25 protein-coding genes are annotated in these 21,383 nt (G+C 29.0%); 13 read left to right on the forward strand and 12 right to left on the reverse strand.

What is annotated here, in order from left to right:
* Positions 1–117: 117 nt before the first annotated feature.
* The 7 genes from Q0776_RS12005 to Q0776_RS12035 all read right to left on the reverse strand — a co-directional run bounded on the left by Q0776_RS12005 (position 118) and on the right by Q0776_RS12035 (position 6,157).
* On the reverse strand, positions 118–1,128 hold the full coding sequence (locus Q0776_RS12005) for an endonuclease/exonuclease/phosphatase family protein (protein WP_298368564.1): 1,011 nt from the start codon (positions 1,126–1,128) through the stop codon (positions 118–120).
* Between the two features lie 3 nt (positions 1,129–1,131).
* Positions 1,132–1,965, reverse strand: a complete 834-nt coding sequence (locus Q0776_RS12010; protein WP_298368565.1) for a rhomboid family intramembrane serine protease — start codon at positions 1,963–1,965, stop codon at positions 1,132–1,134.
* Between the two features lie 2 nt (positions 1,966–1,967).
* Entirely contained in the window at positions 1,968–2,702 is a 735-nt protein-coding gene (locus tag Q0776_RS12015; protein WP_298368567.1) for a rhomboid family intramembrane serine protease, read from the reverse strand.
* 23 nt (positions 2,703–2,725) lie between these two features.
* Positions 2,726–4,540 (reverse strand): DNA mismatch repair endonuclease MutL, encoded by a 1,815-nt coding sequence (gene mutL, locus Q0776_RS12020; protein ID WP_298368570.1) that lies wholly within the window; start codon positions 4,538–4,540, stop codon positions 2,726–2,728.
* Positions 4,540–4,830 (reverse strand): hypothetical protein, encoded by a 291-nt coding sequence (locus tag Q0776_RS12025; protein WP_298368573.1) that lies wholly within the window; start codon positions 4,828–4,830, stop codon positions 4,540–4,542. Before Q0776_RS12025 ends, mutL begins: the two co-directional genes overlap by 1 nt.
* A 76-nt stretch (positions 4,831–4,906) precedes the next feature.
* Positions 4,907–5,386, reverse strand: coding sequence for a 6,7-dimethyl-8-ribityllumazine synthase (ribH, locus tag Q0776_RS12030; RefSeq protein ID WP_298368575.1), 480 nt, complete (start codon positions 5,384–5,386; stop codon positions 4,907–4,909).
* 6 nt (positions 5,387–5,392) lie between these two features.
* Positions 5,393–6,157 (reverse strand): tetratricopeptide repeat protein, encoded by a 765-nt coding sequence (locus tag Q0776_RS12035; protein ID WP_298368577.1) that lies wholly within the window; start codon positions 6,155–6,157, stop codon positions 5,393–5,395.
* Between the two features lie 112 nt (positions 6,158–6,269).
* Between Q0776_RS12035 and recF the strand changes: the two genes are divergently transcribed.
* Both recF and Q0776_RS12045 read left to right on the forward strand, forming a co-directional pair.
* On the forward strand, positions 6,270–7,349 hold the full coding sequence (recF, locus tag Q0776_RS12040; RefSeq protein WP_298368578.1) for a DNA replication and repair protein RecF: 1,080 nt from the start codon (positions 6,270–6,272) through the stop codon (positions 7,347–7,349).
* On the forward strand, positions 7,349–7,645 hold the full coding sequence (locus Q0776_RS12045) for a DUF721 domain-containing protein (RefSeq protein ID WP_298368580.1): 297 nt from the start codon (positions 7,349–7,351) through the stop codon (positions 7,643–7,645). Before recF ends, Q0776_RS12045 begins: the two co-directional genes overlap by 1 nt.
* 33 nt (positions 7,646–7,678) lie before the next feature.
* Here Q0776_RS12045 and Q0776_RS12050 read toward each other — a convergent pair whose 3' ends face one another.
* Entirely contained in the window at positions 7,679–8,113 is a 435-nt protein-coding gene (locus Q0776_RS12050; protein ID WP_298368582.1) for a nucleoside-diphosphate kinase, read from the reverse strand.
* Between the two features lie 171 nt (positions 8,114–8,284).
* On the opposite strand from Q0776_RS12050, the gene Q0776_RS12055 reads away from it, so the two are divergent.
* The 6 genes from Q0776_RS12055 (at position 8,285) to Q0776_RS12080 (ending at position 13,064) form a co-directional block, all read left to right on the forward strand.
* The gene (locus Q0776_RS12055) at positions 8,285–9,316 is read left to right on the forward strand and encodes a bifunctional oligoribonuclease/PAP phosphatase NrnA (protein WP_298368585.1); all 1,032 of its coding nucleotides are present in this window, start codon (positions 8,285–8,287) and stop codon (positions 9,314–9,316) included.
* On the forward strand, positions 9,306–9,848 hold the full coding sequence (gldI, locus tag Q0776_RS12060; protein WP_298368587.1) for a gliding motility-associated peptidyl-prolyl isomerase GldI: 543 nt from the start codon (positions 9,306–9,308) through the stop codon (positions 9,846–9,848). Before Q0776_RS12055 ends, gldI begins: the two co-directional genes overlap by 11 nt.
* Entirely contained in the window at positions 9,835–10,563 is a 729-nt protein-coding gene (locus Q0776_RS12065) for an FKBP-type peptidyl-prolyl cis-trans isomerase (RefSeq protein ID WP_298368588.1), read from the forward strand. The genes gldI and Q0776_RS12065 overlap by 14 nt, the downstream gene beginning before the upstream one ends.
* 23 nt (positions 10,564–10,586) lie before the next feature.
* Positions 10,587–11,699 carry a peptidylprolyl isomerase gene (locus Q0776_RS12070; protein WP_298368590.1) on the forward strand — a complete coding sequence of 371 codons (1,113 nt, stop codon included), beginning with the start codon at positions 10,587–10,589 and terminating at the stop codon, positions 11,697–11,699.
* 14 nt (positions 11,700–11,713) lie between these two features.
* Positions 11,714–12,283 (forward strand): phosphatase PAP2 family protein, encoded by a 570-nt coding sequence (locus tag Q0776_RS12075; protein WP_298368592.1) that lies wholly within the window; start codon positions 11,714–11,716, stop codon positions 12,281–12,283.
* 169 nt (positions 12,284–12,452) lie between these two features.
* A complete protein-coding gene (locus tag Q0776_RS12080; protein WP_298368594.1) occupies positions 12,453–13,064 on the forward strand; it encodes a phosphatase PAP2 family protein in 612 nt (203 codons plus the stop codon).
* On the opposite strand, the gene Q0776_RS12085 is transcribed toward Q0776_RS12080, so the two are convergent.
* The 4 genes from Q0776_RS12085 to Q0776_RS12100 form a co-directional block, all read right to left on the reverse strand.
* Positions 13,061–13,729 carry a hypothetical protein gene (locus Q0776_RS12085; RefSeq protein ID WP_298368596.1) on the reverse strand — a complete coding sequence of 223 codons (669 nt, stop codon included), beginning with the start codon at positions 13,727–13,729 and terminating at the stop codon, positions 13,061–13,063. The genes Q0776_RS12080 and Q0776_RS12085 overlap by 4 nt on opposite strands.
* A 12-nt stretch (positions 13,730–13,741) precedes the next feature.
* Entirely contained in the window at positions 13,742–15,367 is a 1,626-nt protein-coding gene (locus tag Q0776_RS12090) for a glycosyltransferase family 39 protein (RefSeq protein ID WP_298368598.1), read from the reverse strand.
* Between the two features lie 66 nt (positions 15,368–15,433).
* Positions 15,434–16,054, reverse strand: coding sequence for a lipid-A-disaccharide synthase N-terminal domain-containing protein (locus tag Q0776_RS12095; RefSeq protein WP_298368599.1), 621 nt, complete (start codon positions 16,052–16,054; stop codon positions 15,434–15,436).
* The gene (locus Q0776_RS12100; RefSeq protein ID WP_298368601.1) at positions 16,054–16,767 is read right to left on the reverse strand and encodes a glycosyltransferase family 2 protein; all 714 of its coding nucleotides are present in this window, start codon (positions 16,765–16,767) and stop codon (positions 16,054–16,056) included. The genes Q0776_RS12095 and Q0776_RS12100 overlap by 1 nt, the downstream gene beginning before the upstream one ends.
* 151 nt (positions 16,768–16,918) lie before the next feature.
* Between Q0776_RS12100 and Q0776_RS12105 the strand changes: the two genes are divergently transcribed.
* The 5 genes from Q0776_RS12105 (at position 16,919) to yidD (ending at position 21,361) form a co-directional block, all read left to right on the forward strand.
* Complete coding sequence (locus Q0776_RS12105; RefSeq protein ID WP_298368603.1) at positions 16,919–17,467, forward strand: RNA polymerase sigma factor; 549 nt, start codon at positions 16,919–16,921, stop codon at positions 17,465–17,467.
* Entirely contained in the window at positions 17,460–18,017 is a 558-nt protein-coding gene (locus tag Q0776_RS12110; RefSeq protein ID WP_298368605.1) for a hypothetical protein, read from the forward strand. Before Q0776_RS12105 ends, Q0776_RS12110 begins: the two co-directional genes overlap by 8 nt.
* The gene (locus Q0776_RS12115) at positions 17,998–19,512 is read left to right on the forward strand and encodes a hypothetical protein (RefSeq protein WP_298368607.1); all 1,515 of its coding nucleotides are present in this window, start codon (positions 17,998–18,000) and stop codon (positions 19,510–19,512) included. The genes Q0776_RS12110 and Q0776_RS12115 overlap by 20 nt, the downstream gene beginning before the upstream one ends.
* Before the next feature lie 105 nt (positions 19,513–19,617).
* A complete protein-coding gene (cysS, locus tag Q0776_RS12120) occupies positions 19,618–21,096 on the forward strand; it encodes a cysteine--tRNA ligase (protein ID WP_298368609.1) in 1,479 nt (492 codons plus the stop codon).
* 10 nt (positions 21,097–21,106) lie between these two features.
* Positions 21,107–21,361, forward strand: a complete 255-nt coding sequence (yidD, locus tag Q0776_RS12125; RefSeq protein WP_298369450.1) for a membrane protein insertion efficiency factor YidD — start codon at positions 21,107–21,109, stop codon at positions 21,359–21,361.
* The last annotated feature ends 22 nt before the right edge of the window (positions 21,362–21,383 follow it).

Genomic DNA, 21,383 nt, shown 5'->3' on the forward strand with positions numbered 1-21,383 from the left:
GAGTGCTTCGAGTTTGAGAGAAGTGTATCGAGAAGTCATGTAACAGAAAATGTTCTCAATACAATTTTCTACGTTGCACTCCGTAAATCACTCGAACTGACGTTAGAAAATAAAGGTTTAAAACCCTATTCTTGCCATTATAGGGAAATGGTCCGAGTATTTTATATTATAAGTTTTGTAGTTATTAACCTTAAGATTTTCATCCGTTAAAATAAAGTCAATTCGAAAAGGGAACCTATAATCGAAAGTATTTCCAAAGCCTTTTCCGGCTTCAACAAAAGCGTCATTTTTATTCGATTTTAATTTATGATACACCCAAGAAAATGCATTGTTGTTAAAATCGCCGCAAATAACTGTTTTTAACTTGGTTTTTTCTTGATGTTGTAAAATTAGAGATGCCTGATTTGCTTGTTTTTTAAAAGCATTTTCAACTCTTATTTTTAATTTTTCAGAATTTTCTTGACTAAGGGTTTCTTCTTTTGGATTAATTTTTAAAGATTCTAAATGTACATTATAAACTCTAAGTGTATCATTTCCTTTTATAATATCGGCAAAAATTGCATTGTTACTACTATTAGAAAAATTAAGGGAACCTGAATTAATAATTTTATGTTTTGAGAAAATAGCATGTCCAAAATTGTTCTGATTTACCCTAATTTTAACATGTTTATAAGGATATTTAATATCGAGTTTTTTTGAAGGGTGAAACTCTTGAATACATAGTATATCCGGCGATTTATCTTTAATAAAAGTATATATTTTCTGATCTATTTGTTCTTCATCAATCCAATTGTACAAGTTAAACATTCTCACATTATAACTCATAATTTTTAAATCATCATTTAACAGGATTTTCTTTTCAGATATACCGTAAAATTTTGAAATATTTTGAAAGCCAAGTAGCAGTACAAATAAGGAAAGTAAAAACTGTTTTTTTAATTTTAAAATCCAATAAATTACAAAAACAATATTGATAATAATTAAAAATGGAACACCCAAACTTAAAAAGGAAAAGATAGAATAGGTGTTAGGAGATATAAAATTGGTTAAAAAGGAAACAAGTAAGGTAGCTGCTAAAATAGAATTAACAACAAATAATAATTTATCTAATAATGATAATTTTTTCATGTATTACTTTTTTCCAGCCCTAAATAAAAATTCTTTTTCTTCTTTGGTTAAACTTTCATATCCCGATTTACTAATTTTATCCAGAATTAAATCTATTTTTTTCTGTTTTGGTAAGGATGCATTATTTACCGATGTATTTTTTTTCGATTTGTAAACTGTTTTTAAAGGAGATTTTTTACTAGGTTTAAATAGGTTAGCAAAATAATCAACAATAGTCTCGAACCATTTTCCAATATCATTTCCTTTTTGTAATTGTTGTGCATATACAAAACCAAATACGGCTCCACTAATATGCGCAATTGCTCCTCCATTATTAGGATTTGCTAATTGCAATATACTTAAAGAAACCCAAATAGCAGCCAATACCCATAATTCAACACTTCCTATAAATCGTAATTGTAATGAATAGCGTGGTATTTTAGTGGCAATAGCAACAAATATAGTTGTTACAGCTGCTGAAGCGCCACCTAACGGAGTACCCGTTTTTTCAGTTAAATAATAGTATAGTAAAAAGATAAATGCTCCAAATATGGCTCCTAAAAAGTAAAAGTTTAGAAATTGTTTTTTGGTATAAAAATTTAAAAACAAATTTCCAATGTAGTACAACACCATTAAATTAGATAACACATGAAATAACCTTTGGTGAATAAATGAATAGGAAATTAGGGTCCAAGGTTTATAAATAAAACTATCTAAACTAGTTGGTAAGGCAAGCCAATTTATTGTAAACGATGTAAATAGTACTGTTATTAAAAATAATAAAACATTTAAGTAAATTATTCGTTCAACAATATTGGCATTGTAATAAGCTCTTTTTATGTCATCTATAAAATTCACAATTAGTTCCAGCGTTTAAATTGATTTTGTTTCCAGTACCAGGCTATTAAAAAGCCAATTAAAGCACCACCAACGTGTGCAAAATGGGCAACATTACCTATAGAGTATTTTGTCATTCCAAAAAATAAATCACCTACAATAATAGCTGGAATAAAATACTTTGCAGCAATTGGAACAGGTAAAAATATCAGTGCTAATTTGGCATTTGGGAAACTTAAACCAAAGGCTACTAAAATTCCATAAATAGCACCAGAGGCTCCAACAGCTGGTGTATGGTAAGTTGCATAAAATTCGTTAAGTTGGGTGCTAGAAATTGTTTCTAAAATTCGATCGTTATAACTTCCCGTAGTTAATATATTTTGAATATCGTTGGCAGATAAACCAATACCAATTAGTTGATCGTAAACTCCGTTAAATTGATAATAATTTACAAGTGTATATATAATACCCGCTCCTAAACCAGATGATAGGTAAAAAAAGAGAAACTTATTTTTCCCCCACATTTGTTCTAATGGCGTACCAAAAGCCCATAAACCATACATATTAAATAAAATATGTGAAAAGCCACCATGCATAAACATATGTGTTGCAAATTGCCAAAATCCAAATTTTTCATTTTGAGGAAAATAAAGTGCAAACATACTTTGCAAATCAATACCTTGCATTAATTGCGGGGCAATAAATAATATTACATTTATTATAATTAGGTGCTTTACAGCTTCAGTAATTCTTCCCATAATTTTTAGTTACTTAACAAGATTTAATTGTTAAACTTTTTATCAATTTCATCAATATTAATTGTTACAAAAGTTAATTTTCCAAAAGGAGATAAATCGGGTTGTTTACAAGAAAATAGTTTGTTAACCAACTCTTCTTGTTCCTTTAAATTTAATTTACTTCCGGTTTTAATAGCCAAACTTTTTGCTAAACTTTTAGCCATAATATCTAATTGACTAAAGCTAGTATCTGGAATATCGTTTTTTATATCTTCTAATAATTGTTCTATTATTAATGTTATTTGACTTTCAATAATAGTTACCGGCATTCCTTTTACAATAATAGTATCATCTAATATTTTATCAAATAAAAAACCAACATTTTCTAAATCTTCTTTAATTTCTTTAATTAAATTAATATCAGATTTATTGAACGTTATTTCCAAAGGAAATAATAATTGCTGACTCATTGCTTCTTTAACCGTAATGTTTTCTAAATACTCTTCGTATAAAATACGTTGATGTGCCAAATTTTGATTGATATAAACAATACCAGATTTAATACTACTAACTATATATTTATTGTGTATTTGATAGGTTTTACTATTTTGTTTTTCCTCTGAAAACATTGAAGAAATTACTGTTTCAGATTTTACTTCAATATTATCAACGTCTATTCCTGTGTATAAACTTTCCCATTGGGCATTATTTTCTTTTTTAAAATGAAAACCACTTGATTTTTGATTTTCAGATTTAAAAGGATTGTAATTTTGGTCTACGCTTATTTTTGGAGTAGCAGTTTTTTTGTCCTTAAACTCGTAAGGAGTATCAAAAGAAGCGCTTCTTTCAAAATCTAAAACAGGAGCAACATTATATTGTCCTAAGCTGTGTTTTACGGTTGATCGTAAAATAGCATACAATGTTTTTTCATCTTCAAACTTAATTTCTGTTTTTGTTGGATGAATGTTTATATCTATACTTTTAGCTGGAACTTTTAAATATAAAAAATAAGTTGGATAATAACCACCTGATAGTAAACTTTCAAAGGCACTGGTTACAGCGTGATTTAAATATGCATTTTTTATAAACCTGTCATTTACAAAAAAGAATTGTTCTCCTCTTTTTTTCTTAGCAAATTCTGGTTTAGCTACATAACCAGTAATTTCAACTATATCTGTAGCTTCTTTTATTGGAACTAATTTTTCATTGGTTTTTTTGCCTAAAATGGCAACTATTCTTTTACGTAAATTGCTCGATAGTAAGTTGTAAATTTCATTTTCATTATGGTAAAAAGAAAATGCAATACTTGGATGTGCCAATGCAACACGTTGAAATTCATTAACTATGTGGCGTGTTTCAATGGTGTTCGATTTTAAAAAATTCCTTCGAGCAGGAATATTATAAAATAAATTTTTTACAGCAATTGAAGTTCCAGTTGTTGTTCCAATATTTTCTTGAGAAATAATTTTACTACCTTCTATTTTTATAAAAGTTCCTAACTCAGCGTTGTCTTGTTTAGTTTTTAAATCTACGTGAGCAATTGCTGCAATAGATGCCAAGGCTTCACCTCTAAAACCTTTTGTTTGTAAATTAAATAAATCTTCGGCTTGCTTTATTTTAGAAGTGGCGTGACGTTCAAAACTTAAGCGAGCATCTGTACGACTCATTCCTTTTCCATTATCAATTACCTGAATTAATGTTTTTCCAGCATCTTTAATAATTAATTTAATAGAAGTGGCATTTGCGTCAATTGCGTTTTCAAGTAATTCTTTAACCACAGAAGCAGGCCTTTGAACAACCTCTCCGGCGGCAATTTGATTTGCAACATGATCAGGAAGTAGCTGAATAATGTCTGACATTAAAATAATTTATGGAGTTCAAAAATATAGGCTACTATTCCAACCAAAATGGCAATTATAATAGCCAATCTAAGGTTTGTAGCTTTGTCAGTAGCACTTCTTTTATTTTTAACCCAATCGTTTTTAAGATTGTTTTTTGATAAAGTTATTCTGGGAGCATCATCACCTTCGTTTTCATTTCCATGATATTTTTCCTCTAAATTTTGCAAACGTTCTTTACGCTCGTCATAGTAACGAGGTTTATAATCAAACACATAATGCGAGCGAGGTTTAAATAATTTACCAAACATAAAATAAAATTATACAGTAATTATCAAAAATACTGAATTATAAAGTGATGGTCAAGTTTTTTGGAAAAGGAGGGTGTTAAAACTCTCTTAAAGCTGCCATTTTTATAGCTGCAACTGCACTTTCTATACCTTTGTTTCCGTGTATTCCTCCAGAACGTTCTAAAGATTGTTGCTTATTGTTGTCGGTTAAAACACAAAATATAACTGGTACATCGTACTTAACGTTTAAGTCTTTGATACCTTGAGTAACACCATCGCATACAAAATCGAAATGTTTAGTTTCTCCTTGAATAACATTTCCAATAGCAATAATGGCATCTACTTTTTGAGTTTCAATCATTTTTTTACAGCCGTAAATAAGCTCAAAACTTCCAGGTACATCCCACTTTATAATGTTTTCAGAAAGTACTCCGTTTTCAATAAAAGCTTCTTTAGCCCCTAAATAAAGGTTATGTGTTATGTCTGGATTCCACTCAGAAACAACAATCCCAAATCGAAATTTTTTCGCATTTGGGATTGTTGCTTTATCGTAATAAGATAAATTAGTTGTTGCCATTACAACTTAGTTTTTTGATGCAAACGCAGCTTTATGAATATAGATATCTATATTTTTAGCTTCATTAGCGTTTGGATATTCATTTTTAATTTTATTAAATAGGTCTAAAGCCTTTCCGTAATCTTCCAATTCCATAGCTGTATTTGCAGCCTTAAATAAATATAAAGGTGTTGAAAAATTGTTATCTCTTAAATTTGCAGCTTTTAAATAATAATCTAAAGCGTCTTTTGGTTGGTCTATATCTGCAAAAGCATCTCCAATAGCTCCTTTAGCAGTTGGACCTAATAATTCATCTTCCGAAGAAAAATCTTCTAAATAATCAATAGCTTCTTTATAGTTTTTTAACTTTAGGTAAGAAATACCAGCGTAATAATTAGCTAAGTTTCCAGCTTTTGTTCCGCTAAATTCACTTGCAATGTCAATAAAACCATATTTTCCGTCGTTTCCATTTAACCCTAAAGTTAATAATGAATCTACAGCAACAGTTCCCCTCATTGCATCTTCAAAATATGCTTTTGGGTATGCTAATTCATCTGCAGCAACTTTTTCGTTTGGAGCCTTAACAAATTTTTGATATGCTAAGTAACCTAAGATAATTGCAACTACTAAACCTAAAATAATAAAAATCGTTTTTTGATTTTTAATTACAAATTGTTCCGATTTTGAAGCAGTTTCATCTAAGGTGTTAAATACTTCAGCAGTTGTAGAATTAGTTTCTATAGAATTTTGAGTTTTTTTTACTTTACTCCCTTTCTTTTTATATGTCGCCATTTGTTGTAAAATTTGTAGGCGCAAAAATAGAATTTTTAATTGGAAAGTAAAAATGCATTTGTACCTAAATTTTCATTTATTTTGAATAATTTTATGGATTGAAAAAAAATAGATGCATTTACAAAAAATTACATTAGTAAATTTTAAAAATTTTGAATCGCAAAGCTTTGATTTTGAGTCTAAAATAAATTGTTTTGTTGGTGATAATGGCGTTGGGAAAACCAATGTTTTGGATGCTATTTATTATTTGTCTTTTACAAAAAGTTACTTTAATTCGGTTGCTGTGCAAAACATAAAGCATCACCAAGACTTTTTTATGATTCAAGGTGAATATAAAATAGAGGAAAAAACGGATACCGTTGTTTGTAGTTTAAAACGTGGAAATAAAAAAGTTTTAAAAAGAAATGGTAAGGCTTATGAAAAATTCTCCGATCATATCGGTTATTTACCACTGGTAATTATTTCTCCTGCCGATAGGGATTTAATTATAGAAGGTAGCGATACTAGACGTAAATTTATTGATGGTGTTATTTCACAATCTAATAAAAGTTATTTACAAGCTATTTTAAATTATAACAAAGTATTAGCGCAACGTAATTCATTATTAAAATATTTTGCAGCAAATAGAACTTTTGATGCTCTAAATTTAAATGTGTATAATGAGCAGTTACAAATTTATGGCGATATTATTTTTAAGCAACGTTCCATTTTTTTAGAAGCTTTTATTCCAATATTTAAAAAAAGATATGCTTCTATTTCCAATAGCAAAGAAGAGGTGAACTTAGTTTATAAAACACAGTTAAAAGAGGCTAGTTTGTTAGAATTATTTGAGCAAAGTTTAGAAAAAGATCGTGTTTTACAATATACAAGTGCCGGGGTGCATAAGGATGATTTAATTTTTGAAATTAACGGGTATCCTGTTAAAAAGTTTGGATCTCAGGGACAACAAAAATCGTACCTTATTGCTTTGAAATTGGCGCAGTTCGATTTTATTAAATCTCAATCTGAAGTAAAACCAATTTTATTGTTAGATGATATTTTTGATAAGTTAGATGATTCGCGTGTAGAACAATTGGTTACTTTGGTAAATAATGATAATTTTGGACAAATATTTATAAGTGATACACACGAAGAACGAACGGAAGAAGTGGTGAAAAGCACCAACCAATCGTATAAAATAATTAAACTATAATGGCTAAAAGACTTAACGAATTTCTTTCAATAAGTGATTTAATGAAAGATGTTATTAAAGAAAATAAACTCACTAAAGGAATGCATCAATTATCAATTAAAGATGCGTGGGCTAAATTAATGGGGCCAGGAGTAGTTTCTTATACAAATAACATTGAGCTGAAGGGTAAAACGTTAATAGTTAATTTAAAATCTTCTGTATTGCGAGAAGAATTAAGTTATGGAAAGGCCAAAATTATTAAAATGATGAATGAGGAAATTGGAGAAGATCTAATTTCGAAAATAATATTAAGCTAAAAAAAAATCCGTTGAAAAACGGATTTTTTAGTTTTATAAAAATGCTCCCGAAAAAACTTCTCTTCCAGAAAAATGAAAAGCACTTTCAATTACTGCATTTTCATTGCTATCCGAACCGTGTATGGCATTACTACCAATAGATTCTGCATATAATTTTCTTATTGTTCCCTCGGCAGCATCATTAGGGTTTGTAGCTCCAATTAATACTCTAAAATCTTCAACGGCGTTTTCTTTTTCTAAAATTACGGCAACAATGGGTCCGCTAGTTATAAAATCGACTAACTCTCCAAAAAAAGGACGATCTTGATGAATTTCATAAAAAGCGCTCGCTCCCGCTTTTGTTAATCTGGTCATTTTCATTGCTACAATTTTAAATCCTGCAGCATTAATTTTTTCCAGAATTGGGCCAATAACTCCCTTTTTAACCGCATCGGGTTTAATCATTGAAAAGGTTCTGTTTGTTATCATTTTATACTTGGTTTTAAATGCTTCAAATATAGCTTTTTCATTATAAAATGAAAGAAATATAAATGATTGTTAAATTTTAGTACTTAAAGTTATGGTTTTTTAAGTAAACTTTAATAAAGATAGCCTACTTTTTGAAATGTTTTATTTGATTAAGTTGTATATTTGCAACTTATGAATATTACAGAAATTAAGGAAATAAAAGATTTACTATCGAGTCCTAAAAAAATTGTAATTGTACCGCATAGAAATCCAGATGGAGATGCTATGGGAGCAAGTTTAGCTATGTACAATTTCTTAATTAATTTAGGTCATGAAGCAACTGTTGTTGCTCCAAATGATTATCCTGATTTTTTAAAATGGTTACCAAATTCTAAACAAGCTTTAAAGTTTGATATGCAAAACAGACAAGCAAAAAAAGCTATTGAAGAATCTTCAATAATATTTTTGTTAGATTTTAATGCGTTGCATAGAGTTGGTTCGGATATGGAAAATACGCTAAAAAATTATAATGGAACCTATATTATGATTGATCATCATCAACAACCAGATGATGTAGCTAAATATTTGTTTTCTGACACCTCAATTTGTTCCACGTGTCAAATGGTTTATCATTTTTTAGAAAAATTAGATGCGGTTTCGCAAATTAATAAAGAAATAGCAACAAGTTTGTATACAGGTATTATGACTGATACAGGCTCGTTTAGATTTGCCTCAACAACTAGTACAACACATAGAATTATTGCAGATTTAATTGATAAAGGTGCAGAAAATGCTAAAATTCATAACAATGTTTACGATACCAATTCATTTGATAGATTGCAATTATTAGGGAAATCGTTGAGTAATATGGTTGTTATTAAGGATATGAATACCGCTTATATTACACTATCCCAAAGTGAATTAGACGAGTTTAATTATCAAAAAGGCGATACGGAAGGTGTTGTAAATTATGCCTTATCGGTTGATGGGGTAATTTTTGCAGCAATTTTCATTGAAGATAAGGAGCAATCTATTGTGAAAATATCATTAAGATCTAAAGGTACATTTTCTGTGAATAAGTTTGCTAGAAATCATTTTGATGGTGGAGGACATGACAATGCGGCAGGTGGAAGATCAAACTTAACGTTGGATGAAACTGTTGCAAAATTTTTAACTACATTGCCTGATTACCAATCGGAGCTTTTACATTCATATGAAGAATAGTTTTTTTATCTTTCTTATTTTTTCTTTGGTAGCTTCTTGTAATGTGGAGCCAAGAAGACCTATTTTAAGAAAGTCTTCTTCTGGAATTGAGCAGTCCGTTACACTCAATAAAAAAATAATAGCTCAACAAGAATCCGATTTTAATAAAATAATTAAACGAGATAGCTTAAATGTTTATATTGCAAGCGATTTAGGTTTTTGGTACACGTTTAATTATAAGTCAGAAGCCAGTTATTTTCCAAAAAATGAAGATGAAGTAGTATATAGCTTCGAAGTTTATAATTTAAACTATGATATTATATATACCCAAGAGGAAATTGGAATTCGAAATTATATTGTTGATAAACAGGAAATTATTGAAGGCTTAAGAGAGGGATTAAAATTAATGAATGTTGGAGACATTGCAACTTTTTTGTTTCCATCTCATAAAGTTTTTGGATATTTGGGCGATCAAAAAAAAATAGGAATAAATCAACCATTAATATATAAAGTTCAATTAATTAAAATAAATAAAAAAAATGAGAGTAATTAAAGTATTAGTTGTTTGTGCAGTTGTTGTATTGTTAGCATCATGCAATAACAAAGGTGTATCAAATAAACCGTTAACAAATCAAATTGATTCAGTTAGCTACGCTATTGGTTTGGATATGGGAATGAAAATTAAAGCAAATTTTGAAGAAGTAGATGTAGATTTGTTTGTACAAGGTTTACATAATGCTATTGATTCAACAAATATTAAGATTGAGCCTTCAGCATTAAATGCTACAATTAGTAAATTCTTCCAAAAAAAGCAACAAGAAGAAATGGCTAAACAACAAGAAGCAGCAGCCAAAAAAGCTGAAGAAGAATTTGGAGAAGTTAAAAAAGAAGGTGAAAAATTTCTTGAAGAAAACAAAACTAAAGAAGGAGTTGTAACAACTGAAAGTGGGTTACAATATATTATTCTAAAAAATGGAGAAGGAGAAAAACCAACACCATCTTCACGTGTAAAAGTTCATTATCACGGTACGTTAATCGACGGTACTGTTTTTGATAGTTCAGTTGATAAAGGTCAGCCAGCATCATTTGGAGTAGGACAAGTTATAAAAGGATGGACAGAAGGTTTACAATTAATGCCTGTAGGTTCAAAATTTAAATTCTTTATTCCACAAGAATTAGCATATGGAGCAACACCACGTCCAGGAGGAGCTATTAAACCATTTATGCCTCTTATTTTTGAAGTTGAATTAATTGAAGTACTAAAATAGTAGTTCGAAATAAATACATTTTTATGAAGTTTTTAAAGTTAGTTATTTTAATAGTTTCTTTAAGTTTCTTTTCGTGTAAGCCTACCAAATATGCAGATTTAGATGATGGTATGTATGCTGATATGATAACAAATAAAGGAACAATTTTATTAAAACTTGAATTTGAAAAAACACCAATTACGGTTGCAAATTTTGTTTCGTTAGCAGAAGGTACAAATGAACTTGTGAGCGACGATAAAAAAGGTGCTCCGTATTATAATGGTTTAGTATTTCATAGAGTTATTCCAAATTTTATGATTCAAGGAGGAGACCCTTTAGGAACTGGATCTGGTGGGCCGGGTTATAATTTTACTGATGAATTTCCAAAAGACGAAAAAGGAAACTTGTTGCTAAAACATGACAAACCTGGTATTTTATCTATGGCAAATTCGGGTCCTAAAACTAACGGAAGTCAATTTTTTATAACTCATAAAGAAACTCCTTGGTTGGATGGAAAACATACTGTTTTTGGAAATGTAATAAAAGGACAGTCGGTAGTAGATTCTATTGCGCAAAATGATACCATAAAAAAACTTGAAATTATTAAAGTGGGTAAAATTGCGCGTAAGTTTAATGCTGCCGAAAGATTTACTACTTACTACAATAACATTGAGGCCGAAGAAAAAGCTAAAGAAGAACGTTTAAATAGTGTTATAGCTAAAACCAAGGCGAAGTTTGATAATTATGCTTCTAAAACAACAGAATTACCTTCTGGTTTAAAATATGTAATTACCGAAACAAAAAATGGTGAAAGCCCTAAAGCAGGAGTAAATGTAAAAGTTGATTGTGCTGGATATTTTTCAGATGGAAAGTTATTTTGGACAACTTGGAAAGAGCTAGCTGAAACATATGAAATGTACGATCATCGTCAAGAATCTGCTGGTGGTTATGCGCCAATACCAACAGTTTATAGTAATGAAGCTAAACTTATTCAAGGATTTAAAGAAGGATTACAACAAATGAAAGTAGGCGATAAGGCATTACTTTTTATTCCTTCACATTTAGGATATGGTGTTCAAGGAGCAGGAGACGTAATTCCTCCAAATACCGATTTGGTTTTTGAATTAGAGCTTATAGAGATTACTGATAAAAAATAAAATTATTAAGTTCAATGATAGAATCAATTATTGATAAAGACGTTGAATTATTAATTTTCCTAAATAATTTAGGTACAACACAATGGGATGGTTTTTGGCTTTTTTTAACAAATAAGCTAAGCGCCATCCCATTATATTTATTGCTGCTTTATTTAACTTTTAAGCAGTTTGGATTAAAAAAAACACTAATTATTGTTTTATTTATTGTTGTTTTAATTGCAATTTCAGACCAAACCAGCAACTTATTTAAATATGGTTTTAAAAGATTAAGACCTTGTCACGACGAACATATTGTAAACCTAATTCGATTGGTAAAAGAACGATGTGGTGGTTTGTATTCGTATTTTTCTGCACACGCTGCCAACTCTATGGCAATTGCCGTGTTTTTTAGTTTTTTATTCAAAAACAAGTTTAAAATGCTCCCTTTTTTATTAATTATTTGGGCACTTTTGGTTTCTTATAGTAGAATATATATTGGAGTTCATTTTCCTGCAGATGTATTAACAGGTCTATTTTTTGGAGCCTTTTATGCAAGTATATTTTATTTTTTATTAAAGTTGTTTTTACAAAAGTTTGTAAAGTAGCTATTTTTTGTATATTGAGCAGTGAATTATTTATTATTGCTGCATTTTGACAAAGAATATACCATTCCTTTTAATATTTGTTATTTTTTTAACGGTTTTTCAAGTAAAATCTAAAAGTATTGATACGCTAAAAATTGATAATTCTAAATCTGTTTTAAAAAAAAGTATAATGCCTTTATCTTTAATAGGTTTAGGTATAATTTTTAACAAAAGTAATTTTGAAAAAGAATTTCAAATTGATATTAGAAATAAAGTTGGCAATTCCTATGCCAATAGCATTGACGATTATCTTTTAGCAGTACCAATAGTTGAAATGTATGCTGCAGATATTATTGGAGTTAAAAGTAAAAATCATTGGTTCGATCAAACTAAGTATATGTTAATTTCTAATGTAATTTCATCGGGAATTACAAATAGATTAAAGGTGTTAACCAAAAAAATACGACCAAGTGGAGATGAAAACGCATTTCCTTCCGGACATACAACTATTGCATTTACAAATGCTGCGGTTTTATTTAATGAATTTAAGGATAGTTCTCCAGGATTGGCTTATAGCGGTTATGCATTTGCTACGTTAACTGGAGGCTTTAGAATCGCTAACAATAAACATTGGATATCAGATGTTCTTGTAGGTGCAGGAATAGGTATTTTAGTTACCCATTTGGTTTACCACTTTGAGCCTTTAAAACGCTTTAACCCTTTTAAAAAGAATAAAGAAATAGTGTTAGCTCCTCAATTTATAGAAAATAAATTAGGAATGTACTTTTCCTATAAATTTTAATTTGACTTATAGATTTCCTTATTGAATGGATTTAAGAATATCAAGAAAAATATAACTGCAAAGGCTAATTCATACAATTCCCATTTTCTATTGGATCCCATAAAAACAAGTAGGGCAGTGCTTATTAAAAACGCAATTGTTTGGTGCCACTGTACTATTGGAATTGCAAATGAATTGGCTAAATTTTTAATAAAAGGACTTTTTCTAAAAAGCAAAGGAGTAATTAACAGGTAAATAACTAAAACAACGGTTAACAATTGGCTAAAAATTATTTTATTTATTTTTTTACCATCAACAACCATATTATGTAAATTGGTTTCACCTTGTGCATTATTTTCAATAAAATACTGAGAAGATTCAACTTCAAAAATTCGTTGTCCCCAAGAAATTTCTTCTCCCGCACCAAACATAAATATTACAGCTAATCCTAAAATCCCAACTTTCCAAAGTGATTTTTTAAACTTTTGTAATTTAAAAAAACGATAAAATAATAAGATACTCGAACAAAATAATAATAAGGCAGTTCCATATTCGGCAAAACCATCTTCTTTAGTGTAAACTTCATCAAAATATTGAAGGTTTGTATTTGCGTAATAAATTCCTAAACTAAATACTAATAATAAAAATATGTATGCAATTTTATCTGTTTGTGTAAGTGTTTTCATTTGGTAAAAGTACTATTTTTTTGATACTATGTAAAACTTTCGTATTAAGCGTTCTTTACTTTTTGAACCTGTATTTAGGTTATAAGTATCTGTTAATTTTATATGGTGTTCTGGTTCTAGTAAAGCGAAAATTTCATTAATATTTTCATTCATTATTAATAGACCAAAGTGTTCTTCAGAAGGTATATTTAGCTCTTTGTTTTTGTAAATATTTTTTAATGGTCCATTATAATCCCAAAGTAATTCGGGAGTAATTTCTCCAATGCTATAGGTTGTAATTTTATGTTGAAATTCAATTTGATGTAATTTTTTAATAGAATTGTAGGCTTCATTTTTATTAAAACCTTTAGAAATTGGCAATCCAAAAAGGAACAAGCCAACCATAAACAAAACGTTTAAATAAAATACATGTTTAAATTTCTTTTTAATTAAAAACATAAATATTAAAACGCCTATTACAATTGAAAATACCGAGGTTAAAATAAAGCTAGATATGTGATTTTGAAAACGATCATTTAAAACAAAGAATAGTGCAAACGGGATACTTATTCCTATTGTTGCAATGAGACCAAAGTTAAAATAAACAGGAATTTTATCAATTTTAAGTTTTAATTTATAAAATGATTTTATTAGATACTGAATGTAAAAACCTGTATTTAAAGCTAATGGAATTAGCACAGGCATTAAGTAACGTGCCTTTTTTTCAGGAATTAGTGATAGTAAAATAACAGCGCTAATTGTCCACCAAAACGAAAATTGGTATGCTTTTTTATTATCTACACGTTTTATTAAATAGGGATACATTAAGCTTATAAAAGCAGGAATTGTCCATAATCCAGTTTGCGTAAAAAAGCTCCAATAATAATATATTGGTTTAACATTATAGCTACTCCAATTACCTGTTTCTTTTGAAGCAATTTCTAAAAATGCTGCAGGATCAATTAAACGAACATATAAAAACCACCAGCCTCCAACAATTAATGATGTTAATAATAGTGTAACCAATTGCAAAAACTTAGACTTTATTTTTTTAAACTTATAAACAATACTGTATGAAATAATAAAAGGTAATAGTAATGCAAATAAAGATACAGGACCTTTACTCATTATGGAAAAACCTATAAAAACTGATGATGCTATTACATTTTTCCAAGTTGGTTTGGGTTCTTTTAAAAGCAGGAATAAAAAATACAATCCGGCAAGCATAAATCCGTGGGCAAAAATGTCCCAAGGAGCTTCATTTATTATGGCAAAAACATAAAATGATGTTACTAAAATTAAGCTATTTCTAAAACTGTGATTTTTTGTGAGTTTTAATTTTAGTGAAAAATAATAACTAAAAATACCAATAAAAAGTACCATAAGTGCTGCAGGTAACCTAAGTGCGTGCAAATTATTCACCCCAAATATTACTCCTGATATAGCCGTAATCCAGGTTGGTAAAGGTGGTTTTTGATACCTTGGTTCTCCATTCATTGTTGTTAACAACCAATGATTATCGTTAATCATTTCTCTTGCTGTAATAAAGTTTCGAGCTTCCATTATGGTAATTTCTGGAATGTTTAAATGAACCAATAACATTAAAATTATGGTAATTGATAATGAAGCCAATGGATATTTTTCAATCTTTTCTATCATAATAAATTTATTAAATGATATTTCTAATTAAATCCTTAAAACATTGTTTAATATAGAAAATTGATGTTAATCTTGTTTTTTAAGAATAATAATATTTCTAAAATATATAACAGAGCCCATTAAATGCCCAACCAATAATACAGGGTCTTTTCTTAAAATGGCATAAATAAGAATCAAAATTGAACCGATTAAACTTAATAACCAAAATCCAAATGGTAATGATGATTCCTTGTTTTTTTCAGAATAAATCCACTGATATACAAACCTCAAAGTGAATATTATTTGAGCAACAACACCTAATAATAACATCCATAATGGAATGGCATCATTTCTAAATAATTTATCAATATCATAGGTATTATTATTGTACGAGTAAATTACCAATAAAATGGGGAATATTAATAAAAACCATCTAAGTATTTTTGGTGCTTTTTTCCATTCGCCTTGCAGCTGTAAATTTCTAATGTATATAAAATAGGTGAGTGCTTGGCCTAACATAATAGCAAAATCTTCCCGCAAGTAACCATAAACAAACAGTAAAAAAGAAGCAATTAAACTTAATTTCCAAAATAGGGAAGGAGTTAATACTTTTTTACTTTTTTCCGATAATATCCATTGTAAAACAAGTCTGCCAGAAAAAAGCAATTGAGCAAAAAATCCAATAGTATATATGAGCCAGTTACTCATTAACCTTTATGGGAAATTTTATAATTTAAATATTTTTTCTTCATCCATAAATATGCAAAGCAATCCATTAATGGTCCTAAAAGTCTGTTCCATAAACCATATTTTGCTTCACCAGCTATACGTGGAAAATGTTGTACAGGAATTTGCTTTATGCTACCATTTTGCAATAAAATCATTGCAGGTAAAAACCTATGAAGTCCTTTAAACATAGGGATTTTTTTTGCATATTCAGTTTTAATAACTTTTAATGGACAACCTGTATCGTCCATTCCGTCGTGCGTAAATGCTCGTCTTATTCCATTTGCAATTGTAGAAGACATATTTTTAACAAAAGAGTCTTTTCTGTTTGCTCTAACTCCAGTAACTAAGTCATAATCACCAATTTCTTTTAGTAATAAATTAAAATCTTCAGGAGCGGTTTGTAAGTCCGAATCTATATAACCAACAAGTTCTGTGTCTGTATTTTCAAATCCAGCAGCGATTGCAGCACTTAAACCACAATTTTCTTCAAATTTAATAAAACTAAAATCTGGATTGTTTTTGCAAATTTTAGTAATTAATTCTTGACTTTTATCTGTGCTTCCGTCATTTACAAAAAGAATTTTAGTCTTTTTAATTGCAATTTTAAGATATTTAGAAAGTTCTTGTTCAACACGTTGCAGATTATCTTCTTCGTTGAAAACAGGCACAACTATAGTAAATTCATAACTCATTATACTTATATAGTTTTTGTGATTTTTTATAAGACTATTTAAATAAATGTTTAAGTCTTTAAAAATATTGGGTAAATTTAAAATATTTATTTTGAAAATATGCAACACATAAAATAATGTTTCGTCTTTAGTAATAGAAGTAACCAACTTAATGAGTAAAACAGTTTTAATAAATAACAAAATTGTAGAAGATTGCAAATTAAATAAGGCAAAAGCTCAAATGCAATTATATGACTTGTATTGCAATGCAATGTTTGTGATTGCGTGTAGGTATGTAAAAGATACTTTTGTGGCTGAAGATGTTATGCAAGACGCATTTATTAAGGTTTTTAAAAATATTGAAACTTTTAAAGGAGAAGTAACCATTGGAGCTTGGATAAAAAGAATTGTAATTAATCAATGCATTGATTATTTGAAAAAGAAGAAAATTGAATTGGTTTCTTTGGAAGAAAATCAGCAAATACAGATAGCCAATGACGATTGGTCTGTTAATAAAGAGGTAACTGTTGAGATAATTTCGGATGAAATAAAAAAATTACCCGAAAAGTATAGAGTTGTTTTAAACTTATATTTAATAGAAGGTTATGATCATCAAGAAATTTCACAAATTTTAAACATTACTGAGGTTACTTCTAGATCACAGTTAATGAGAGGTAAAAGCAAATTAAAAAATCAATTAAAAGCATACAATTATGCCTAAAGATTTAAGAGAAATAGTAAAAAAAGAAATGGCGGGTTCAAATAAATTATCTGTTAATCATAGATCCAAATTTGAAGCTAAATTAAAAACGGAAATGCACGCTAAAAAAAATAGAAGTTTCCATTTATTAAAATATGCCGCCACGTTTTTGGTTCTTGTAGGTTTAGGAACAACAATGTTTTATTTTTCAAACAATGAAATAAAAACACCTGTTAAAACTAACAAAATTGAAAGTTTAGGAAGTATTTCTCCCGAATTAAAGAAAATAGAAAATTACTATTTAGCAACTATAAATACCGAAATTTCGGACTTAGAAGTAACTAAAGAAAACAAAGAATTATTAGATAGTTATTTTGAAAAATTAGGCGAACTATCGGCTGATTATAAAGAGTTAACAAATGAACTTAATGTTGAAGGGTTAAGTGAAAACACTATAAATGCTTTAATTGATAATTTGCAATTACGTTTAAAATTGTTGTATCAACTTAAAGAGCAATTAAACGAATTAAAAAAACTTAATTTAGAAAAAAATGAAAGCATACAGCTATAAAATAGGAATCATACTATTGTTTTTTGGAGTTGCACTTCAAGCGCAAACCTATGATAAAAAAATTGAAGATAGATTTAAGGTAAATTCAGATGTCGAAATTGTTGTTAACACGGCTCATATGGATGTAGAAATTGAAACTTGGAATAAGAATGAAGTTTCGGTTGAAGCTGTTATGGAAGTTGAAGGAGTTGACAAAAAGGAAGCCAATAAAATATTAAAAGATTGGAAATTTGAAGCACTCGGGAATAAGAATAAGGTAAAAATAACCTCTATGTCGGGTGGTATGAACTTTGAATTTACCCAGGATTTTGACTTCGATTTTCCAGAGATTGATATAAATGTTCCACACATTGAAATACACGAATTTGATGTTGAATTTCCCGAAATTGAACTTCCTGAGATGCCAGAAATACCGGAAATGCCAGAAATGCCAGATATGGGTGGTTTTGAATTTGATTACGAGTTGTATAAAAATGACACTACCTATTTAAATAAGTATAAAGAAAAAGTTATAAAAAGTGTAGAAAAATTTAATAATAGTGAATGGAAAAAGAAATTAGATTCTTTTAGAAACTCAAAAGAATTTAAAATTAAAATAGAAGAATATAAAAAAGCCAATGCCAAATTAAAACGCAAAATTCATGAAATGAAAAATTCAGAAGAATTTAAAAAATCTATGGAAGATGCAAAAAAGGCTATTAAAGATGCTACAAAACAAACACAAGACCAAAGGGTGCTAATTGTTGAGCAAGTTGAGTTGGCAAAAGATGCAAGTAAAGCGGCTAGAGATGAGGTAAAAAGATTAAAAGAGGAAGGTAAATTAGATTCACTTTATTCCATTCATGATAATATTATAATTGATTACAGAACCGAGAATAATTCAAAATTTAAAATAAAGAAATATTTGAAAATTAAAGTTCCAAAAAAGGCAACTTTTAATTTAAATGTGCGTCATGGAAAAGTTACTATTCCCGAATCTAATAAAAAAATGTCTGCAAATATGTCTTATGGCTATTTTGTTGGAGGAGCTATAATAGGAGCAAAAAACGAACTGGTTTTCTCCAATTCTCCAGTAACAATTGAAACTCTAAACTCAAGTAATATTACATTAAAAAATGTTCCAAACGCAAAGTTTGGAACATTTAACAGTGTAAATTTATTTTCTAATTCATCAGATGTTATAATTGAAGAAATTGGAAATAACGTAGCGTTAAGTCAAAAATTCGGCAATTTAAAAGTAGAACAGTTGCATTCCAATTTTGAAAAATTAAATATAATAATAGATTATGCAAAAGCTATAATTGATACATCTAATGCTTCTTTTGTGTATCAAATTAATGGTAAAAAAAGTACATTTAAATTAAATAAAAACTATAAGCAATTAAATAATAAAAATATTGATGGCGTTCAAATAATTGAAGGTTTTAATAAGGATAAAACTTCTGGGAATAAGCTTTTTTTAACAGGTGTTTTTAGCACAATTAACTTAAACTAAACACTTCACACTTCGTTTTAAAAATGCTTTAAAATCCTATTAAAGTATAATTTTTCCATTAAGTAATTGTTGTTATCTTTACAACTTCAAAACAAACGATAATTAATGGAGTTATTTAAAACAAATACACTAAAAATTTACAATTCTTTAAGTAAAACTAAAGAAGAATTTAAGCCAATAGTTGAAGGTAAAGTTGGAATGTATGTATGTGGACCAACTGTTTATAGTAATGTGCATTTAGGAAATGTAAGAACCTTTATGTCGTTTGATATGGTATTTCGCTATTTAAAACATTTAGGTTATAAAGTGCGTTATGTTCGTAATATTACCGATGCAGGTCATTTAGAAAATGATGCCGATGCTGGTGAAGATAGAATTGCTAAAAAAGCACGCTTAGAGCAAATTGAACCAATGGAAGTTGTACAGCGTTATACTGTCGACTTTCACGATACGCTTCAAAAAATAAATAATTTACCACCAAGTATTGAGCCTACTGCAACAGGACATATAGTTGAGCAAATTGAAATTATAAAAGATATTTTAGATAAAGGTTTGGCTTATGAAGTAAATGGATCGGTTTATTTTGATGTGTTGAAATACAACGAAACTGAAAATTACGGAATTCTTTCAGGTAGAAAAATTGAAGATTCAATTCATAATACACGAACTCTCGACGGACAGAGCGAAAAGAAAAATCCACAAGATTTTGCACTTTGGAAAAAAGCAGACGAACGTCATATTATGCGTTGGCCTTCGCCTTGGAGCGATGGTTTTCCGGGTTGGCATTTGGAATGTTCTGCAATGAGTAGCAAATATTTGGGAGAAACATTTGATATTCATGGAGGAGGAATGGATTTAAAATTTCCACACCACGAATGCGAAATAGCACAGTCTAAGACAAATAATGGTGTAAATCCGGTTAATTATTGGATGCACGCTAATATGTTGATATTAAATGGACAAAAAATGGCGAAATCTACTGGGAATTTTATTTTACCTAATGAAATATTTTCGGGCGAAAATGATATTTTAAGTAAAGCATTTAGTCCAAGTGCAACTCGATTTTTTATGTTGCAAGCAAATTATCGTAGTATTTTAGATTTTACTAGTACTGGTTTGGAAGCTTCAGAAAAAGGATATATTAAATTAATGGAAGCAATTTCATCTTTGGATAAAATTGAGGCAGGAAAAGAATCGACTATTAATATTGCTGAATGGAAACAGAAATGTTACGATGCAATGAACGACGATTTTAACACACCAGTTTTAATTGCTAATTTGTTTGAAGCTGTAAAATATGTAAATCTTTTAATTGAAAAGAAAGCAACTATTTCAGCTGAAGATTTAGAAGTTTTTAAAACAACTATTAATGCGTTTGTTTTTGATGTTTTAGGACTTAAAAATGAATTGCAACAAGATAGTTCAGATAAATTATCGGGTGTTGTAGAAATGCTAATTGGTATGCGTAAAGATGCGCGTGAAAATAAAGATTGGGCATTATCTGATAAAATTAGAGATGAATTGGCCGAGTTGGGAATTCAGTTAAAAGACGGAAAAGAAGGAACAACTTTTTCGGTAAACTAAATTGAAAAGTATAACCAAAATATTGGCAATTCCATTTATTTGGTTAGTTAGGTTTTACCAAGCTGCAATTTCACCTTATACACCATCGGCTTGCAGATATACACCAACTTGTTCTAGTTATACGTTAGAAGCTTTACAAAAACATGGCGTTTTTAAAGGTGGATGGTTAGCAATAAAAAGAATAGGAAGTTGTCATCCTTGGGGTGGAAGTGGTTACGATCCAGTTCCTGAAAAAAAAGATGATAAAGAAAATAAAAAAGTATAATTTAATAGTTAAATATAAAATA

The sequence above is a fragment of the uncultured Lutibacter sp. genome, assembly GCF_947495725.1.
Classification (GTDB): Bacteria; Bacteroidota; Bacteroidia; order Flavobacteriales; family Flavobacteriaceae; genus Lutibacter.

Excerpts from the sequence above, each read along its gene's own strand:
- Q0776_RS12070 (WP_298368590.1), top strand. The coding sequence starts at position 10,587 with ATGAAGTTTTTAAAGTTAGTTATTTTAATAGTTTCTTTAAGTTTCTTT.
- Q0776_RS12090 (WP_298368598.1), bottom strand. The coding sequence starts at position 15,367 with ATGATAGAAAAGATTGAAAAATATCCATTGGCTTCATTATCAATTACC.
- Q0776_RS12045 (WP_298368580.1), top strand. The coding sequence starts at position 7,349 with ATGGCTAAAAGACTTAACGAATTTCTTTCAATAAGTGATTTAATGAAA.
- Q0776_RS12095 (WP_298368599.1), bottom strand. The coding sequence starts at position 16,054 with ATGAGTAACTGGCTCATATATACTATTGGATTTTTTGCTCAATTGCTT.
- Q0776_RS12015 (WP_298368567.1), bottom strand. The coding sequence starts at position 2,702 with ATGGGAAGAATTACTGAAGCTGTAAAGCACCTAATTATAATAAATGTA.
- Q0776_RS12085 (WP_298368596.1), bottom strand. The coding sequence starts at position 13,729 with ATGAAAACACTTACACAAACAGATAAAATTGCATACATATTTTTATTA.
- cysS (WP_298368609.1), top strand. The coding sequence starts at position 19,618 with ATGGAGTTATTTAAAACAAATACACTAAAAATTTACAATTCTTTAAGT.
- mutL (WP_298368570.1), bottom strand. The coding sequence starts at position 4,540 with ATGTCAGACATTATTCAGCTACTTCCTGATCATGTTGCAAATCAAATT.
- Q0776_RS12110 (WP_298368605.1), top strand. The coding sequence starts at position 17,460 with ATGCCTAAAGATTTAAGAGAAATAGTAAAAAAAGAAATGGCGGGTTCA.
- Q0776_RS12100 (WP_298368601.1), bottom strand. The coding sequence starts at position 16,767 with ATGAGTTATGAATTTACTATAGTTGTGCCTGTTTTCAACGAAGAAGAT.
- Q0776_RS12050 (WP_298368582.1), bottom strand. The coding sequence starts at position 8,113 with ATGATAACAAACAGAACCTTTTCAATGATTAAACCCGATGCGGTTAAA.
- Q0776_RS12080 (WP_298368594.1), top strand. The coding sequence starts at position 12,453 with ATGCCTTTATCTTTAATAGGTTTAGGTATAATTTTTAACAAAAGTAAT.
- gldI (WP_298368587.1), top strand. The coding sequence starts at position 9,306 with ATGAAGAATAGTTTTTTTATCTTTCTTATTTTTTCTTTGGTAGCTTCT.
- Q0776_RS12005 (WP_298368564.1), bottom strand. The coding sequence starts at position 1,128 with ATGAAAAAATTATCATTATTAGATAAATTATTATTTGTTGTTAATTCT.
- Q0776_RS12075 (WP_298368592.1), top strand. The coding sequence starts at position 11,714 with ATGATAGAATCAATTATTGATAAAGACGTTGAATTATTAATTTTCCTA.
- Q0776_RS12035 (WP_298368577.1), bottom strand. The coding sequence starts at position 6,157 with ATGGCGACATATAAAAAGAAAGGGAGTAAAGTAAAAAAAACTCAAAAT.
- Q0776_RS12055 (WP_298368585.1), top strand. The coding sequence starts at position 8,285 with ATGAATATTACAGAAATTAAGGAAATAAAAGATTTACTATCGAGTCCT.
- Q0776_RS12065 (WP_298368588.1), top strand. The coding sequence starts at position 9,835 with ATGAGAGTAATTAAAGTATTAGTTGTTTGTGCAGTTGTTGTATTGTTA.
- Q0776_RS12105 (WP_298368603.1), top strand. The coding sequence starts at position 16,919 with ATGAGTAAAACAGTTTTAATAAATAACAAAATTGTAGAAGATTGCAAA.
- recF (WP_298368578.1), top strand. The coding sequence starts at position 6,270 with ATGCATTTACAAAAAATTACATTAGTAAATTTTAAAAATTTTGAATCG.
- ribH (WP_298368575.1), bottom strand. The coding sequence starts at position 5,386 with ATGGCAACAACTAATTTATCTTATTACGATAAAGCAACAATCCCAAAT.
- Q0776_RS12025 (WP_298368573.1), bottom strand. The coding sequence starts at position 4,830 with ATGTTTGGTAAATTATTTAAACCTCGCTCGCATTATGTGTTTGATTAT.
- Q0776_RS12115 (WP_298368607.1), top strand. The coding sequence starts at position 17,998 with ATGAAAGCATACAGCTATAAAATAGGAATCATACTATTGTTTTTTGGA.